The following is a 16,058-nucleotide window of genomic DNA, read 5'->3' on the forward strand; positions in this document are numbered from 1 at the left end:
CACGAAAAACGTTTTTGCCTGAATGGAAAAAGCATGGACAAGCTGGGTGCACTGAAAATGTTTGTGGTCACCGCGCAGCTCGGCAGTTTCAGCCGCGCTGCCGAGCAACTGGGCAAGACCCCGTCGGCCCTGACCAAAGCGGTCAATCATCTGGAATCCGAACTCGGCGCACGGCTGTTCGAACGCAGCACGCGGCGGATTCTGCTGACGGAAATCGGCCGGCTCTATCTGGAAACCGCACGCCAGGTATTGCAACGGCTGGACGAGGCCGGCGAGGAAATCGAGCAGTTGCAGCACGGCCTGCGCGGCAGCCTGAAAATCACCGCGCCACTGGCCTACGGCCGGGCGTTTCTCGATCAGGTGTGTGACGGCTTTTTGCAGCAATACCCGCAGATCAGCCTGCAAGTGGATTTGTGCGACGAGTTCGTCAATCTGCTGGAAAGCGGCTACGACCTGGCGTTGCGCGAGGGCCATGACGATTTGCCGGGGCTGATTGCCCGGGTGGTCGGCAGCAATCGTCTGGCGCTGTGCGGCAGCCCTGAATACCTGGCGCGCAAGGGCTTGCCGGTCACGCCGCAGACCCTCGATCAGCATGAATGGCTGCTGTACCGGCATCCGTTGCTCAGCCGCGAATTCTGGTGGGCCGAGCGCGACGGCCAGCGCCTGAGTCTGGCGCAACCGGCGGCGCCGCTGCTGCGCAGCGACAATTACGATTTGCTGCTGGCCAGCGCGTTGGCCGGGCGCGGCTTGCTGCACACGCCGCTATGGAGCGCCGCGCCGTACATTGCCGACGGGCGACTGGTGCGGGTGATGGCCGATTACGAGATTGATCCGGACAGTTTCGGTCCGCACATTCTGGCGGTATACCCGAGCCATCGGCGGGCGACGGCCAAGGTTGTGGCGTTCATTGATTACATCGCGGAGTTTCTGGCGGAGCGCGGTTTGAGCTGACTGGCGGTGCTTGTCAGGAAATTCCCACAAGAGTACAAATGTACTCCATGACAAATCTGACTCCCCGCCGTACCGCCATCCTGACTTTTATCCGCGAACGCATCGCCGAACACGGTCAGCCCCCAAGCCTCGCTGAAATCAGCGAGGCTTTTGGTTTTGCCTCCCGCAGCGTGGCGCGCAAGCATGTGCTGGCGCTCACCGAAGCCGGGTTCATCGAGGTCAATCCGCATCAGGCCCGGGGCATTCGCCTGCTCGGGCAGCCGGCGCGACCGGAACTGCTTGAAGTGCCGGTGCTCGGCCGGGTGGCTGCCGGTGCGCCCATCGGCGCCGATGCCGACATCCACAATCGGCTGATGCTCGATCCTGCGCTGTTCTCCCGCACGCCCGACTACATGTTGCGGGTACAGGGCGATTCGATGATCGAGGACGGCATTCTCGACGGCGATCTGGTCGGTGTGCGGCGTAACCCCGAGGCGCTCAACGGCCAGATCGTGGTGGCGCGGCTCGACGGTGAGGTCACCATCAAACGCTTCGAGCGGGTCGGCGATGAGGTCCGCCTGTTGCCGCGCAACCCGGCGTACCAGCCGATTGTGGTGCGTGACGATCAGGACCTGGCCATCGAAGGCGTGTTCTGCGGTCTGGTGAGGCAAGGCTGATGGGTGCCGTCGTTGCGCTGGATACGCTGTTCAATGGCGGCCAGGTCTGGAAGGGCCGGCCTGCGCCACCCACCGCCAGCCCGCAACCCACCGGGCACGCGGCGCTGGATGCAGCCTTGCCCAGCGGTGGCTGGCCGGAAGCGGCGCTGAGCGAAATCCTCCTGGCCGGGCCCGGTGTGGGCGAATTGCAACTGGTGTGGCCGACGTTGGCGCGGCTGTCGGCGGCGGGGGAGCGCATCGTGCTGGTGGCGCCGCCGTTTGTGCCATACCCGCAGGCCTGGGCCAATGCCGGGGTCGATCTGCGGCAGTTGTCGGTGATCCAGGCCAGCGAACGCGATGCCTTGTGGGCGGCGGAACAATGCCTGCGCTCGGGCAGTTGCGGCGCGGTGCTGTGCTGGCCGCACAAGGCCGACGACCGTGCCTTGCGCCGTTTGCAGGTGGCGGCGGAAACCGGCCAGACCCTGGCGTTCGCGTGGCGGCCATTGAGCGAAGCGGTCAACCCGTCGCCAGCCGCGCTGCGCATTGCCATCGATGCCCGTCCGGCGCAATTGCGCGTGCTCAAATGCCGGGGCGGACTGGCGCGCAGTGCTCCGATTGCCTTCGCTGTGGGGCACTGAGGTCGCCATGCGCTGGGTCTGCATTCTGTTCCCGCAATTGGCCCTCGACGCCGTGCTGCGTCAGCGCCCCGATCCCGAGCAACCGTTGGCGCTGCTCAGCGGCCCGGCCCAGCGCCGGGTGTTGCAAGCAGTCAATTCGGCGGCGCGGGCGCTGGGCTTGCGTCCGGGGCAGTCGATGACCGCTGCGCAGGCCATGAGCAAAGGGTTCGCCACCGTCGATTACGACGCCGCCGAGGTCGAACACTGGCAGCAGTTTCTCGCCGCCTGGGCCTATCGTTTCAGCGCGCAGGTCAGCGTGCATTATCCGCGCACCGTGGTGTTCGAGATCGAATCAAGCCTCGGGCTGTTCGGTTCCTGGACGCAGTTCGAGGCGCGATTACGCACGGAGCTGACGGAGCTGGGTTTTCGTCACCGCATCGTCGCCGCGCCCAACCCGGTGGCGGCGCGGGTGTTGGCCAATGCCTATGACGGACTGGTGGTGCCGGATGGTGAAGCCTTGCGCCATCACCTCGGGCAACTGCCGGTCGACCGTGTCGGACTTGACCCGGGTGTGGCCACGGCGCTGTCGCGCATGGGCCTGCGCCACCTCCATCAGGTGCAGAGCCTGCCGCGTCAGGCTCTGGCCCGGCGTTTCGAGGCGCCGATGCTCAAGCATCTGGATACGCTGTTCGGCGCACGGCCGCTGGCGCTGGCGTTCTACCTGCCGCCGGATCGCTTCGATGTGCGCATCGAACTCAATTTCGACGTGCAGTCCCATCAGGCGCTGTTGTTCCCGTTGCGCCGCCTGACGTCCGATCTCTCGGCGTTCTTGTGCGGACGCGACAGCGGCGTGCAGCGTTTCGACCTGCATCTGGAGCATGCGGGGTTGCCGGACACATTGATCAAGGTCGGTCTGCTCAGCGCCGAGCGCGATCCGGCGATGCTCTTCGAGCTGGCCCGTGGTCGGTTGGAGCAGGTGCAGGTCGAGGCCCCGGTGCGCGGTTTTCGTCTGCGGGCCGAGGATCTGCCGAGTTTCGTGCCGCAGTTTCAGGAACTGTTCGACGACCGCCCGCAACAGACCTTGCCCTGGGAGCAACTGCGCGAACGCCTGCGTGCGCGGCTGGGGGATGAAGCGGTGCAGGGCCTGCGCTTCCAGGCCGATCATCGCCCGGAGTGCGCGTGGCAGAACGCCGATGACAAACAGCCTTGTGCTGCGTTACCCGGCGTGCAGCGTCCGGGCTGGCTGTTGGGTGAGCCTCAGTCCGTGCCCGAAGGTTCGGCGCGCATCCTCATGGGCCCGGAACGCATCGAGTCCGGCTGGTGGGACGGTGACGACGTGCGCCGCGACTATTACCTGATCCAGAACCGCGCCGGCCAGCAAGGCTGGGCGTACCGGGCAGTGGGTGAGGGCGGCCCGTTGTGGCTGCAGGGCTGGTTCGCGTGAATCAGGGTTATGCCGAGCTGCACTGCCTGTCGAACTTCAGTTTTCAGCGCGGCGCGTCCAGTGCGCTGGAGCTGTTCCAGCGGGCGAAAAAACACGGCTATCAGGCGCTGGCGATCACCGATGAATGCACCCTGGCCGGGATCGTCCGTGCCTGGCAGGCGGCGAAGTCCGTGGAGCTGCCGCTGATCATCGGCAGCGAGATCCGCATCGAGAACGGCCCGAAACTGGTGCTGCTGGTGGAGAACATCGAGGGTTATCAGGCGCTGTGCGGCTTGATCACCCAGGCCCGACGGCGCACGCAGAAAGGCCAGTATCAGGTGCTGCGCGAAGACTTCAGCGAACCGTTGCCGGGATTGCTGGTGCTGTGGGTGCCGGAGGCGGTCGATGAAGTGGAAGAGGGCCGATGGCTGAAACAGACCTTCGGTGAGCGTTTGTGGCTGGCGGTGCAGTTGCATCGCGGGCAGAACGATCAGCAGCGGTTGGCCGCACTCCTGAGTCTGGCGGATGAGCTGCAAATTCCGGCCGTGGCCAGCGGCGATGTGCACATGCACGCCCGTGGCCGGCGGGCCTTGCAGGACACCATGACCGCGATCCGTCATCACGTCCCGGTGGCCGAAGCCGGGTTGCGCCTGCACTCCAACGGTGAACGGCATCTGCGCAGTCTCGACGCCTTGAGCGAGTTGTATCCGCAGACCCTGCTGGACGAATCGGTGAAGCTGGCCCGCCGCTGCACGTTCGACCTTGGCCAGTTGCGTTATCAATATCCGAAAGAGTTGGTGCCTGACGGGCATACGGGCCGCTCCTGGCTGCGGCAGCTGACTAAAGAGGGCATCGCCTGGCGCTGGGAAAACGGGGCGCCATTCAAGGTTCTGAGGCAAATCAATAAGGAATTGAAGCTGATCGCCGAACTCGGCTACGAAAGTTACTTCCTCACCGTGCACGACGTGGTGCGCTACGCCCGGGAGCAGAAAATCCTTTGTCAGGGTCGCGGTTCGGCGGCCAACTCGGCGGTGTGTTTTGCCTTGGGCATCACCGAGATCGACCCGGATCGCACCACGCTGCTGTTCGAGCGTTTCATGTCGAGGGAGCGCAACGAACCGCCGGACATCGACGTGGATTTCGAGCACGAGCGCCGGGAAGAAGTCCTGCAATACGTGTTTCGTCGTTATGGCCGCCGTCGTGCGGCGCTGACGGCGGTGGTCAGCACCTATCACGCCGCCGGCGCAGTGCGCGACGTGGCCAAGGCGTTGGGCTTGCCGCCGGACCAGATCAATGCGCTGGCCGACTGCTGCGGCCACTGGAGCGATGAAACACCGCCCGTGGAGCGTCTGCGCGAAAACGGCTTCGACCCGGACAGCCCGATCCTGCACCGGGTGCTGAGCCTGACCGGGCAACTGATCGGCTTCCCCCGGCACCTGTCGCAGCATCCCGGCGGTTTCGTGATCTCCGAGCAGCCGCTGGACACGCTGGTGCCGGTGGAAAATGCCGCCATGGCCGATCGCACGATCATCCAGTGGGACAAGGACGACCTCGATGCGGTCGGGCTGCTCAAGGTGGATATCCTCGCTCTCGGTATGCTCAGTGCGATTCGCCGCTGTTTCGACCTGCTGCGCCGTCATCGCAACCAGGATCTGAGTCTGGCCACGATCCCGGCTGACGATCGCCCGACCTACGACATGATCAGCCGCGCCGACACCATCGGTGTGTTCCAGATCGAGTCCCGGGCGCAGATGTCGATGCTGCCGCGCCTGCGCCCGCAAAACTTCTACGATCTGGTGATCGAAGTGGCCATTGTCCGGCCGGGACCGATCCAGGGCGGGATGGTCCATCCGTATTTGCGCCGCCGGAACAAGGAAGAAAAGGAAACCTATCCGTCGCCGGAGCTGGAGGTGGTGCTCAAACGCACCCTCGGCGTGCCGCTGTTTCAGGAACAGGTGATGCAGATCGCCATTGTCGCGGCCGACTACAGCCCCGGGGAGGCCGACCAGTTGCGGCGTTCCATGGCCGCATGGAAACGCCACGGCGGGCTGGAGCCGCACAAGGAACGGCTGGCGGCCGGCATGAAGAAAAACGGCTACAGCCCGGAATTCGCCGCGCAGATCTTCGAGCAGATCAAGGGCTTCGGCAGTTATGGTTTTCCCGAGTCCCATGCCGCCAGTTTTGCCTTGCTGACCTATGCCAGTTGCTGGCTCAAGTGCCACGAACCGGCGGCGTTCGCCTGTGCGCTGATCAACAGCTGGCCGATGGGTTTCTACAGTCCGGATCAGATTCTTCAGGACGCGCGCCGGCATCATTTGCAGATCCGCTCGGTGGACGTGCGCGCCAGCGACTGGGATTGCAGCCTGGAGCCGATCACCGGCGCGCAACCGGCGATTCGCATGGGGCTGCGCATGATCAAGGGTTTTCGCGAAGAGGATGCGCGGAACATTGAAAAGGCTCGGGCGAGGGGCGCGTTTGCCGATGTCGCCGATCTGGGCGAACGGGCCGGGCTCGACAGCCGGGCCCAGGCGCTGCTGGCGGACTCAGGAGCGCTGCGGGGCCTGGCCGGGCATCGCCATCGGGCACGCTGGGAGGTGGCCGGGGTGCAGAAGCAGCTCGGACTGTTTGCCGGGTTGCCGAGTCAGGAGGAGCCCGATGTGCGGCTGCCCACGCCGAGCGTCAGCGAGGACCTGTTCACCGACTACGCCACCCTCGGCACCACGCTGGGGCCGCACCCGCTGACGTTGTTGCGCGACGAGCTGCGGGCGCGGCGCTGTCGCAGTTCCCGGGAGTTGCTGGAGGTCGAGCACGGGCGACCGGTCAGCGTGGCGGGGCTGGTGACCGGCCGCCAGCGCCCGGCCACTGCCAGTGGCGTGACCTTCGTGACCCTGGAAGACGAGTTCGGCAACGTCAACGTGGTGGTCTGGCGCGATCTGGCCGAGCGTCAGCGCCAGGTGCTGGTGGGCTCGCAACTGCTCAAGGTCGATGGCCGCTGGGAGCGGGAAGGCGAGGTCCGGCATCTGATTGCCGGACGCTTGAGCGATCTCAGTCCGTTGCTCAACGGGATTCGGGTGCAAAGCCGCGATTTCCACTGACAAACCTGCTGATTCGTAAGCCAATTCACTGGCGTCAAAAAAACCTGTCATCACTGATGGCACTTTGGCATAATGCCGGCCCTTTCCCGATCCCCCACGATTTTTGCCGTGCCGGGACACATCATTTTTCAGAAGGAATGCACAGTGAGAATGATCTCCCGGATGTTGGTCTCGGGCGTTGCGATTGCCGTCCTCGGCACCCTGGCCGGCTCGCTTTCCGGTTGCGCCACCGAAAGCTCCCGCGCACTGCCGGTGGCCAAGGTGGAAAGCGCCACTCAAGCCTGGACCGGTGTCCGCATCCCGATGGCCGTGGGCAAGTTCGACAACCGCTCGAGCTACATGCGCGGGATCTTCTCCGACGGCGTCGACCGTCTCGGCGGTCAGGCCAAGACCATCCTGATCACTCATTTGCAGCAGACCAACCGTTTCTCCGTGCTCGACCGCGACAACATGGGCGAGATCCAGCAGGAAGCGGCGATCAAGGGCCAGGCCCAGCGTCTGAAAGGCGCCGATTACGTGGTCACCGGTGACGTCACCGAGTTCGGCCGCAAAGAGACCGGCGATCATCAGCTGTTCGGCATTCTCGGCCGTGGCAAGACCCAGGTCGCCTACGCCAAGGTCAACCTGAACATCGTCAACATCAGCACTTCCGAAGTGGTGTATTCGACCCAGGGCGCCGGCGAATACGCCTTGTCCAACCGCGAAATCATCGGCTTCGGCGGCACCGCTGCCTACGACTCCACCCTCAACGGCAAAGTCCTCGATCTGGCCATGCGCGAGGCGATCAATCGCCTGGTTGATGGCATGAACGCCGGTGCCTGGAAACCGGGCAACTGATAGACGCCCATCGCAAGGAGCAACACACCATGAATCTGTCCCTGTCTCGGTCGCTGATGGCCCTGACCGCCAGCGCCTTGCTGGCCGGTTGCAGCAGCCCGCAAACCCTGTACCAGTGGGAAGGCTACCAGCCACAAGTCTACGAATACTTCAAAAGCGAAACGCCGAAAGAGGCCCAGGCCGAAGCGCTGGAAGCCGATCTGCAAAAGATCCGCGCCAGTGGCAAGCCCGTACCGCCGGGTTACCACGCACACCTCGGTCTGCTGTACCTGAGCATGGGCAAGGACGATCAGATGGTGCAGCAATTGCGCACCGAGAAAACCCTGTTCCCCGAGTCCGGCACCTACATGGACTTTTTGCTCAAGAACGCCAAGACCGGAGACGCCAAATGATCTCCCGTGCCTTGAAACTGCTGGCCGCCGGCCTGGCGCTGACCGTTCTCGGTGGCTGCGTCGCACCGAAAACCGTGGACTATTCGGCGTACAAGCAAGCGCGTCCGAAGTCCATTCTGGTGCTGCCGCCGCTGAACACCTCGCCGGACGTCAAGGCGTCCTACAGCCTGTTGTCGCAAGTGACGTTCCCGCTGGCCGAGGCCGGTTACTACGTGCTGCCGATTACCTTGGTCGACGAGACGTTCCGCCAGAACGGCCTGACCACGCCGGATGACATCCATCAGGCGCCGGTCAACAAACTGCAGGAAATCTTCGGTGCCGACGCGGCGCTGTACATTACCGTCAGCGAGTACGGCACGCGCTACATGGTGATCAGCAGCGAAACCGCAGTGACCGCCAGCGCCAAACTGGTGGACCTGAAAACCGGTGCCACCCTGTGGACCGGTGCGGCCCGGGCGTCGAGCGAAGAGGGTGGCAACAACAGTGGCGGCGGCCTGATCGGCGCGCTGATCACCGCTGCGGTGAAACAGATCGTCAACAGCTCCACCGATGCCGGCTACCCGATTGCCGGTGTAGCCAGCAATCGACTGCTGTCGGCCGGACATCCGGCAGGCCTGCTGTACGGGCCACGGTCGCCGAAGTACGGCACTGACTGATCGACCTGTCACGGCGGCCCACCTCGGTGGGCCGCTTTTTTATTTGCCAGGCCAGAACCGCTCGCCACCCCCCGGCGCCTCCGTCCACGCTTGCAACGAGCGGGTCGGCAAATCGAAGTAATCCCGGGTCCGCGCATAACCATGCCCGCCCATGCGCCCGATCGCATCCAGCCCCAATTGATCGATGTACAGGGTTTTCGGGTCGATCAACTCGTCGCGCACATGCGCCATCAACACCTCGCCAAAAATGATCTCTCGCGACTGGCCGATGTTCAGCGCCATCATCCGCCGGCACTCCAGCGCCACCGGTGCTTCGCCGATTCGCGGGCATTTGACCGAGGTGCCGGGGATCGCCGTCAGGCCGGCAGCGGTCAACTCATCGAAGCCCGGCGCGAACGGCACGGCGCAAACGTTCATGGCTTCCACCAGTGCATCGTTGACGATGTTGACGGTGAATTCCTGGTTCATCTGGATATTGCGTGTGGTGTCCTTGGGGCTCTGGTCGCCGTAGTTCTCGACACCGAGCGCGAGAATGGGCGGGTCCGCCGACAACGCGTTGAAGAAGCTGAACGGCGCCGCATTGACCCGGCCTTCGCCGTCGATGGTGGTGACCAGAGCAATTGGACGCGGCACCACGCTGCCGATCAGGATCTTGTATTTTTCCCGTGGGCTCAGTTGGCTGAAGTCGAAGCTGTGCATGGCAGTGTTCTCTAATGAAGTGGATCGATGGCGCTCAGTGGCGCTTCGGCGCTGTAGTCATCGGCGAACGGAATGGCTGGCCGGAACAGGGTTTTCCAGTCTGGTCGGCCAAAGGCCCGGTCGCTGTGGCTACGCATCAGTTTTTCGTATTGGCGCTGGGCCTGGCGTTGCAGTGTGGGGTAGTCGACGCCGTTGACCTGACCGTCGTGCATCACGCAACGACCGTCGATGTAACTGGCGATGCAGTCATCGCCGCGTCCGGCCAGCAGCAGGTTTTTCAGTGGGTCGAACAGCGGACCCAGATGCAGGCCGCGCAGGCTGAATACGGTGATGTCGGCTTTAGCCCCCGGTGCCAGGCGACCGAGGTCGTCACGGCCCAGCGCCTTGGCGCCGCCGAGGGTTGCGGCGTTGTACAGGTCGAGGCTGCTGGTCAGCGATGGGCCGCCCTCCATCAATCGGGCGATGTTCAAACCGTGGCGCATGTTGGCCAGCAAGTCCGCCGGCCAGGTGTCGGTGCCGAGGGCGAAGTTGATGCCTTTGGCCCGATAACGACCAAACGAGTTCAGCGCCTCGCCGTCGCGGGCGAACACCAGCGGGCAGTGCACCAGACTCGCGCCGCCGTCGATGACCCGTTGCAGATCGTCATCGCCCGAGGTGTAGATGCCGTGGGGCAAGAGACTGCGCGGGGTGAGCAGGTCGAGTTGCTGCAACCAGCCCAGCGGCGAGGTGCCACGCAATTGCTCGACCATCGTTACTTCACCGGACGCCTGACAGCAGTGCAGACGCATCGGTGCATTCAGTTCGCGGCTCAGGGCGGAGGTACGTTGCAACAGCGCCGGGGTGCAGGTCTGGATGCGATCCGGCAGCAGTGCGCCGCGAATCCGTCCGCCATGGGCACCGTCGTAATCCTTGAAAAACCGTTCGGCCGCGTCGAGCCCGGCCAGACCCCGCGTCTCATCCCAGTGGTGGGCGAGGCTGCCGTCGGCGCGCCAGTAACTCATGCCGCTCATGTAGCAGGGGCCAAGGTACGTGCGCAGCCCCAGCTCGCCCGCCACATCGGCGACAGCGGCGAACTCGTCATAGGTCTCCGCCCATTCGCGGTAATACATCGAAGTGATCGGCATCGCCGTGGTGATGCCGTTGCGCATCAACTGGGTGAAGGCGTAGCGGTATTTGAAAACCTCTTCCTCGGGGCTGAACGACTCACGCGGGCCGGCCGCCAGATACTCCGCCGACCACATCCGGCCCATGGCGCGTTCATCGCCGTTGTCCAGGGTCAGTACCGTGGAATCGAGATCGCCGAGGGCATCCAGGTCGATGAAGCCGGGGCCGATCAGCGCATTGCCGTAGTCGATCCACTGATCTACCGGCCCTTGGTAACCGCGCCCGACAAACTCGATCCGCGAGCCGGCAAACACCACTTCGCCGTCGCGCCACAGCACATGTCGCGTACCGTCGAAACCGACCACGCAACCGGCCTTCAGGCCGATCCGTTTCACAGACGGCTGCCCAGCAGACGACCGCCACTGGCGATCAGTTCACCGCCGCGATAGACCTGACGAACAGGCCTCGCGACCACGGCTTCACCGAGGGTTTCGACCGGCATCAACAGAAAGTCCGCAGGCTTGCCGATGTCGAAGCCGTAACACTCGATCCCTAATGCCCGAGCACCATTGACCGTCGCCGCCTCGAACGCCGCCGCCAGTTCATCGTCCTTGCCCAGGTCGAAACGGAACGCCAGCAGCATCGCCCGTTCCAGCATGTCGCCGTTGCCCATCGGCGACCACGCATCGCGGATGCCGTCGGAGCCGAGGCACACGTTGACCCCGGTTTCGCGCAGCGCCAGAAACGGCGGCACCGCGCAGTCTGCCGGCGCCGAACTCATCAGCGAAATGCCAAGTGCAGCGAGGCGTTCGGCGACCGGTTTGACCTGGCTCCACGGCAGCATGCCGAGGCAATAGGCGTGGCTGATCATCACCCGGTTTTGCAGGTTGAAACGCTCGGTGTAATCGGCGATCCGTGCAATTTGCCACAGACCCAGTTCGCCCTTGTCGTGCAGGTGAATATCGACGCCACGCTGGAATTCACTGGCCAGTTTGAACACGAAATCCAGTTGCGCGATCGGGTCGTTGTCGATGCCGCAAGGGTCGAGCCCTCCGACGTTCTCCACGCCCAGGGCCATGGCTTCACGCATCAGCTCGGCGGTGCCGGGGCGGCTGATCAGACCCGTTTGCGGGAACACCACCAGTTGCAGGTCGATCAGGTCGTTATAGCGCTCGCGCAGTTGCTGCATGGCTTCGACGTGACGCAGGCCGAACTCCGGGTCGATGTCGACATGGCAACGCATGGTCAGCGAACCCCGGGCGATGCAGTTTTCCAGCAGTGCGCCGGCGCGTTCGGCAATCGGCGCTTTGACTTCGCGCAACACGCGGCGCTCGTTGCTGATGTAGTCCTTGAGCGTCGGGCCGGCGCTGTTCGGGCGCCAGGGTTGGCCATAGAGCGTCTTGTCGAGGTGGACGTGGCTTTCCACCAGCGGGGCGGTGAGCAACTGGTTCTGGCCGTCGATGTCGGTGGCGGCCAGTGGGGTGCTGGAGGCTGGGCGGCGTTGGGTGAACTTGCCGTTTTCGATCAACAGGTCTTCGGCGGGGGCGCCGTAGGGGCGGATGTTTCTGAGCCAGCGGGGGGCAGTCATTGGAACCTCGTTTGTTCTTTAAATTTTTTCCCCTCACCCTAGCCCTCTCCCGGAGGGCTAGGGTGAGGGCTGCGGTTTCGGATCAGCCTTTGAGCTTCGACCAAATCCGATCCTGCAGCTCCCGCGCCTTGTTGCTGCATTCCTTCTCCGGCCGCAGCCGCGAGGCGTATTCCTCGGGCATGTTGATCGCGTCCATGACCTTCCACTTCGCATCCAGCAACTGATCGCTCTGAATGCTGTTGGCATAGGCAATCGCGTTGGACACGGCAGCGGCGTTCTCCGGTTTCATCATCCAGTCGATGAAGATCTTCGCGTTGCCCGGATGCGGCGCACTTTTCGGTACGGCGAAGTTGTCCTGGAACATCGCCACGCCTTCTTTTGGGTAAACGTACTTGATGGTGTTCTTCTGCAAGGTGGCGCGGGCCGTCGAGCCGTTCCAGTTCTGCATCATGATCACTTCGCCCGAGGCCATGCGGTCGACGGTGTTGTCGGAGCTGTACATCTTCAAAAACGGTTTCTGCTTTTGAAGCAGCTCGAGGATGCGCTTGGCGTCCTGCGGGTTTTCCGTGCATTCGTCGACGTTCAGGTAATGGCTGGCGGCGTTGATCACGCTGCTGGAGGTGTCGAGGGCGGCGAGCTGGCCTTGCAGTTCCTTGCGTGGTTCGAAGAACTCTTTCCACGAATCGTCGAGCTTGCCCCCCGGCACCCGGGCGCTGTCATAGGAGAACCCGGTGGTGCCCCACAGGTACGGCGCCGAATATTTGCGCCCCGGATCGAAGCTCGGGTCGCGGAACGGGCCTTTGACGTACTGGAAGTTGCTCAGGGTCGGGGTGTCGATTTCCAGCAGCAGATCCTGCTTGATCAGCGTCTGCATGATCGACTGCGACGGCACGATCACGTCATACGCCGCGCCGCCGGCCTGCAACTTGGCGAGCAGGGTTTCGTTACTGTCGTAGCCGTCCATGGTGACCTTGATTCCGGTCTCCTTTTCGAACTTGGCCAGCAGGTCCACCGGGTAGTAATCGGTCCAGTTGTAGAAGAACAATTCCTTGGGCTCGGCGGCGTGGGCGCCGAACGCGGTGAAACAACTCAGGGCCAGACCGGATACTGCCAGACGCATGTTTTTGACTTTCATGAGCGCGCTCCAGGTTTATTGTTGTTTGCCGCGTTGGCCGAGCCAGAAGGCCAGCACCACGAGAACGATGGAAATCACCAGCATCAGGGTCGAGATCGCGTTAATCTCCGGTGTCACGCCGGCCTTGATCGCCGAGAAGATGTACACCGGCAAGGTGGTCGAACCGGGGCCGGCGACGAAGAAGGTCATGATGAAATCGTCGAGGCTGACCACGAACGCCAGCACCGAACCGGACAACACCGCCGGCCACAACAGCGGCAAGGTCACGCGACGGAACACTTGCCACGGGTTGGCGTACAGGTCGTTGGCGGCCTCCAGCAGGCTCTTGTCCAGATCGTTGAGCCGTGCGCGGATCGGCAGGTAGGCGAACGGAATGCAGAAGCCGATGTGCGCGACGATCACCGTTATCAGCCCGAGCTTGATCCCCAGCGCCATGAACAGCAGCAGGGTGGCCACGGCGGTGACGATCTCCGGCAGGATCAGCGGCAGGTTGATCCCGCCCTCGACCATTTTCTGTCCGTAGAACGGCCGGTACGTCGCCAGCGCCGCCAGCAGCGCAATCGCCGTGGCGCAGATCGTGGCGATGGTCGCGACGATGATCGAATTCAGCGCCGCCGTCTGGATCGACGGGTTGGCCAGGATCCGTCCGTACCAGGCGAACGAGAACTCGGTCCACACCGTCGCCGAGCGGTTGGCGTTGAAGCTGTAGACGATCAACACCAGGATCGGCACGTACAGATAGGCGAGGATCAGGAGGCTGATTTCCCGGGTTGCCGGGAGTTTTTTCAGGTGCAGAGAGATCATGCTTTCGCTCCCCGGTTCAGGGTTTTCGCCGCACTGCGGCTGTAGAGGGCATAGAGCACCAGGGACAACAGCAGAATCCCCAGCAACAGGAACGACAGCGAACTGCCCAGCGGCCAGTTGCGCGCGGTGCCGAATTGCTGCTGGATCAGGTTGCCGATCATCAGGGTCTTGCCGCCGCCGAGGATCGCCGGAGTGATGAAGGCGCCGAGGCTCGGCACGAACACCAGCAACGCACCGGCAATCACCCCGGGCATCGACAGCGGCAGGATGATCCGGCGCAGCGCGTGCCAGCGGTTGGCGCCCAGGTCATAGCCGGCCTCCACCAGACGCCAGTCGAGTTTTTCCAGGGTCGAGTAGATCGGCAGAATCATGAACGGCAGGAAGCTGTAGACCAGACCGACGCTGACGGCGAAGTCGTTGTAGAGCAGGGTGATGCCGCCGGCGCTCGGAAACAGCGCGTTGAGGCTCTGGGCGACCCAGCCCTGTTCGCGCAGGATGATCAGCCACGCGTAGTTGCGGATCAGCAGGTTGGTCCAGAACGGAATGGTGATGAGCAACACCATCAGGTTGCGCCGGCGCGGGGTCAGGCTCGACATCCACAACGCCACCGGAAAGCCGAACAGGAAGCACAACAGTGTGGTGCCGCCGGCCTGGAACACCGAGCGCAACAGCGCCTGGGCGTAGACCCAGTTCAGCTCCAGTTCACCGTCGAAACCTTCCTGGAAAAACAGCTGCACGTAGCTCTGCAGTTGCCATTGGGCCTGCCAGTCGACGCCGCCGTAGGTGTTGCGCGGCAGCAGGCTGATGTAACCCATGATCCCCAGCGGAATGGCGATCAGGGCAAGCAGGGTCAACACCACCGGGCTGAGCAACAGCGCGCGGTTGAGGGAGGGGGAAGTGCTGCTGACGCTCATCTCAGGCCTCCATCAACAGGCAGGCCTGGGGCGGCAGGTGCACCGCCACGGGTTCACCGACCGCGCGACACGCGCTCAGGCCTTCATTGTTTTCCCGCAGCATGACTTTGATGTCGTTGTTCAGACGGCACTGGTAAAGAGTCGCGGTGCCGACATACAGCACGGCCTCGATCACCCCGCGCAGATGATGCGGCTGATCCGCCGTGACCAGTTGCGAACGCTCGGGACGAAACGCCAGTTGCACGTTGCTGCCATTGACGCCCTGAGGCGGGCAGGGGATTTCCACCGGCATGCCGTTGGGCACGAAGAGGTTCTGGTTGTGCTCGCCGCGCCTGAGCTGGCCGGGGAGGAAGTTGATGTCGCCGATGAACTGGGCGACGAAACGGTGCTGCGGACGTTCATAGATGTCGGTCGGGGTGCCGATCTGCAGGATCTTGCCGGCGGACATCACCGCAATCCGGTCGGACAGGGTCAGGGCTTCTTCCTGATCGTGGGTGACGAAAATGAAGGTGATCCCGGCTTCCTGCTGCACGCGCTTGAGTTCGACCTGCATTTCCTTGCGCAGCTTCAGGTCCAGCGCCGACAGCGGCTCATCCAGCAACAGCACTTTCGGCTTCGGCGCGAGGGCCCGGGCCAGAGCCACGCGCTGCTGCTGGCCGCCGGACAATTCCGCCGGTTTGCGCCCGGCCAGGTGCTCCATTTGCACCAGCGCGAGCATCTCGTCGACCCGTCCGGGGATCGTCTTGCGATCAAGACCCTGCATCTCGAGGCCGAAGGCGATATTCTGCGCGACACTCATGTGCGGAAACAGCGCGTAACTCTGGAACACGGTGTTGACCCGACGCTTGAACGGCGGCAGGTGATTCACGGTTTCGCCCGCCAGACGGATCTCGCCGTCGCTGACGTGTTCGAATCCGGCGATGGTGCGTAGCAAGGTGGTTTTGCCGCAGCCCGAGGGGCCGAGCAGGGTGAAGAACTCATTGTCGGCGATGTTCACCGAGACATTGTCGAGGGCTGGCGCGAGGCCGGGATCGTCGGAGTACCGTTTGGAGACATTACGCACTTCAATTGCTATTGGTTGACCCATAATGGTGCAATCCTCTAATTATTGTATGCAATATCTGAATGCAATTTAGAAATACCCGGATTAATCTGCTTGTGCAACCCCCATTTCCCTGGCTGAGTCTTTCGCCGGGTCGCGTTGCCAG

At 63.4% G+C, this 16,058-nt stretch carries 15 protein-coding genes; 8 read left to right on the forward strand and 7 right to left on the reverse strand.

Annotation, left to right across the window (positions count from 1 at the left end; genetic code table 11):
• Positions 1-33 precede the first annotated feature (33 nt).
• From ACKLNA_RS03830 to ACKLNA_RS03865, 8 genes are all read left to right on the forward strand, one after another.
• The gene (locus ACKLNA_RS03830) at positions 34-951 is read left to right on the forward strand and encodes a LysR substrate-binding domain-containing protein (RefSeq protein WP_408984914.1); all 918 of its coding nucleotides are present in this window, start codon (positions 34-36) and stop codon (positions 949-951) included.
• A gap of 38 nt (positions 952-989) precedes the next feature.
• Positions 990-1,607 carry a transcriptional repressor LexA gene (gene lexA, locus ACKLNA_RS03835; protein ID WP_114883516.1) on the forward strand — a complete coding sequence of 206 codons (618 nt, stop codon included), beginning with the start codon at positions 990-992 and terminating at the stop codon, positions 1,605-1,607.
• The gene (gene imuA / locus ACKLNA_RS03840; RefSeq protein WP_085695894.1) at positions 1,607-2,224 is read left to right on the forward strand and encodes a translesion DNA synthesis-associated protein ImuA; all 618 of its coding nucleotides are present in this window, start codon (positions 1,607-1,609) and stop codon (positions 2,222-2,224) included. Before lexA ends, imuA begins: the two co-directional genes overlap by 1 nt.
• A 7-nt stretch (positions 2,225-2,231) precedes the next feature.
• Positions 2,232-3,647, forward strand: a complete 1,416-nt coding sequence (locus ACKLNA_RS03845) for a Y-family DNA polymerase (protein ID WP_408984915.1) — start codon at positions 2,232-2,234, stop codon at positions 3,645-3,647.
• Positions 3,623-6,721, forward strand: a complete 3,099-nt coding sequence (locus tag ACKLNA_RS03850; protein WP_408984916.1) for an error-prone DNA polymerase — start codon at positions 3,623-3,625, stop codon at positions 6,719-6,721. The genes ACKLNA_RS03845 and ACKLNA_RS03850 overlap by 25 nt, the downstream gene beginning before the upstream one ends.
• 150 nt (positions 6,722-6,871) lie before the next feature.
• Positions 6,872-7,558 (forward strand): CsgG/HfaB family protein, encoded by a 687-nt coding sequence (locus tag ACKLNA_RS03855; RefSeq protein WP_167748751.1) that lies wholly within the window; start codon positions 6,872-6,874, stop codon positions 7,556-7,558.
• Positions 7,559-7,587: 29 nt separating this feature from the next.
• A complete protein-coding gene (locus tag ACKLNA_RS03860) occupies positions 7,588-7,950 on the forward strand; it encodes a DUF4810 domain-containing protein (protein WP_085710128.1) in 363 nt (120 codons plus the stop codon).
• Complete coding sequence (locus ACKLNA_RS03865; protein ID WP_192551849.1) at positions 7,947-8,606, forward strand: DUF799 domain-containing protein; 660 nt, start codon at positions 7,947-7,949, stop codon at positions 8,604-8,606. Before ACKLNA_RS03860 ends, ACKLNA_RS03865 begins: the two co-directional genes overlap by 4 nt.
• A gap of 39 nt (positions 8,607-8,645) precedes the next feature.
• Here ACKLNA_RS03865 and ACKLNA_RS03870 read toward each other — a convergent pair whose 3' ends face one another.
• The 7 genes from ACKLNA_RS03870 to ACKLNA_RS03900 form a co-directional block, all read right to left on the reverse strand.
• Positions 8,646-9,305 (reverse strand): flavin reductase family protein, encoded by a 660-nt coding sequence (locus ACKLNA_RS03870; RefSeq protein ID WP_114883506.1) that lies wholly within the window; start codon positions 9,303-9,305, stop codon positions 8,646-8,648.
• 11 nt (positions 9,306-9,316) lie between these two features.
• Positions 9,317-10,804, reverse strand: coding sequence for an amidohydrolase family protein (locus ACKLNA_RS03875; protein WP_408984917.1), 1,488 nt, complete (start codon positions 10,802-10,804; stop codon positions 9,317-9,319).
• Positions 10,801-11,997 (reverse strand): amidohydrolase family protein, encoded by a 1,197-nt coding sequence (locus tag ACKLNA_RS03880; protein ID WP_408984918.1) that lies wholly within the window; start codon positions 11,995-11,997, stop codon positions 10,801-10,803. The genes ACKLNA_RS03875 and ACKLNA_RS03880 overlap by 4 nt, the downstream gene beginning before the upstream one ends.
• A gap of 82 nt (positions 11,998-12,079) precedes the next feature.
• Complete coding sequence (locus tag ACKLNA_RS03885; protein WP_408984919.1) at positions 12,080-13,132, reverse strand: extracellular solute-binding protein; 1,053 nt, start codon at positions 13,130-13,132, stop codon at positions 12,080-12,082.
• A 15-nt stretch (positions 13,133-13,147) separates the two neighbouring features.
• A complete protein-coding gene (locus tag ACKLNA_RS03890) occupies positions 13,148-13,936 on the reverse strand; it encodes an ABC transporter permease (RefSeq protein WP_408984920.1) in 789 nt (262 codons plus the stop codon).
• Positions 13,933-14,850, reverse strand: a complete 918-nt coding sequence (locus tag ACKLNA_RS03895; RefSeq protein ID WP_408984921.1) for an ABC transporter permease — start codon at positions 14,848-14,850, stop codon at positions 13,933-13,935. The genes ACKLNA_RS03890 and ACKLNA_RS03895 overlap by 4 nt, the downstream gene beginning before the upstream one ends.
• Position 14,851: 1 nt before the next feature.
• Positions 14,852-15,937, reverse strand: coding sequence for an ABC transporter ATP-binding protein (locus tag ACKLNA_RS03900; protein ID WP_408984922.1), 1,086 nt, complete (start codon positions 15,935-15,937; stop codon positions 14,852-14,854).
• Between the last annotated feature and the right edge of the window lie 121 nt (positions 15,938-16,058).

The organism is Pseudomonas sp. UV AK001 (assembly GCF_046097675.1).
Taxonomy (GTDB): domain Bacteria; phylum Pseudomonadota; class Gammaproteobacteria; order Pseudomonadales; family Pseudomonadaceae; genus Aquipseudomonas; species Aquipseudomonas kribbensis.

What these genes read in the sequence shown, in the direction of transcription:
- ACKLNA_RS03830 (WP_408984914.1), top strand. Translation starts at nt 34, where the DNA reads ATGGACAAGCTGGGTGCACTGAAAATGTTTGTGGTCACCGCGCAGCTC.
- lexA (WP_114883516.1), top strand. Translation starts at nt 990, where the DNA reads ATGTACTCCATGACAAATCTGACTCCCCGCCGTACCGCCATCCTGACT.
- imuA (WP_085695894.1), top strand. Translation starts at nt 1,607, where the DNA reads ATGGGTGCCGTCGTTGCGCTGGATACGCTGTTCAATGGCGGCCAGGTC.
- ACKLNA_RS03845 (WP_408984915.1), top strand. Translation starts at nt 2,232, where the DNA reads ATGCGCTGGGTCTGCATTCTGTTCCCGCAATTGGCCCTCGACGCCGTG.
- ACKLNA_RS03855 (WP_167748751.1), top strand. Translation starts at nt 6,872, where the DNA reads ATGATCTCCCGGATGTTGGTCTCGGGCGTTGCGATTGCCGTCCTCGGC.
- ACKLNA_RS03860 (WP_085710128.1), top strand. Translation starts at nt 7,588, where the DNA reads ATGAATCTGTCCCTGTCTCGGTCGCTGATGGCCCTGACCGCCAGCGCC.
- ACKLNA_RS03865 (WP_192551849.1), top strand. Translation starts at nt 7,947, where the DNA reads ATGATCTCCCGTGCCTTGAAACTGCTGGCCGCCGGCCTGGCGCTGACC.
- ACKLNA_RS03870 (WP_114883506.1), bottom strand. Translation starts at nt 9,305, where the DNA reads ATGCACAGCTTCGACTTCAGCCAACTGAGCCCACGGGAAAAATACAAG.
- ACKLNA_RS03880 (WP_408984918.1), bottom strand. Translation starts at nt 11,997, where the DNA reads ATGACTGCCCCCCGCTGGCTCAGAAACATCCGCCCCTACGGCGCCCCC.
- ACKLNA_RS03885 (WP_408984919.1), bottom strand. Translation starts at nt 13,132, where the DNA reads ATGAAAGTCAAAAACATGCGTCTGGCAGTATCCGGTCTGGCCCTGAGT.
- ACKLNA_RS03890 (WP_408984920.1), bottom strand. Translation starts at nt 13,936, where the DNA reads ATGATCTCTCTGCACCTGAAAAAACTCCCGGCAACCCGGGAAATCAGC.
- ACKLNA_RS03895 (WP_408984921.1), bottom strand. Translation starts at nt 14,850, where the DNA reads ATGAGCGTCAGCAGCACTTCCCCCTCCCTCAACCGCGCGCTGTTGCTC.
- ACKLNA_RS03900 (WP_408984922.1), bottom strand. Translation starts at nt 15,937, where the DNA reads ATGGGTCAACCAATAGCAATTGAAGTGCGTAATGTCTCCAAACGGTAC.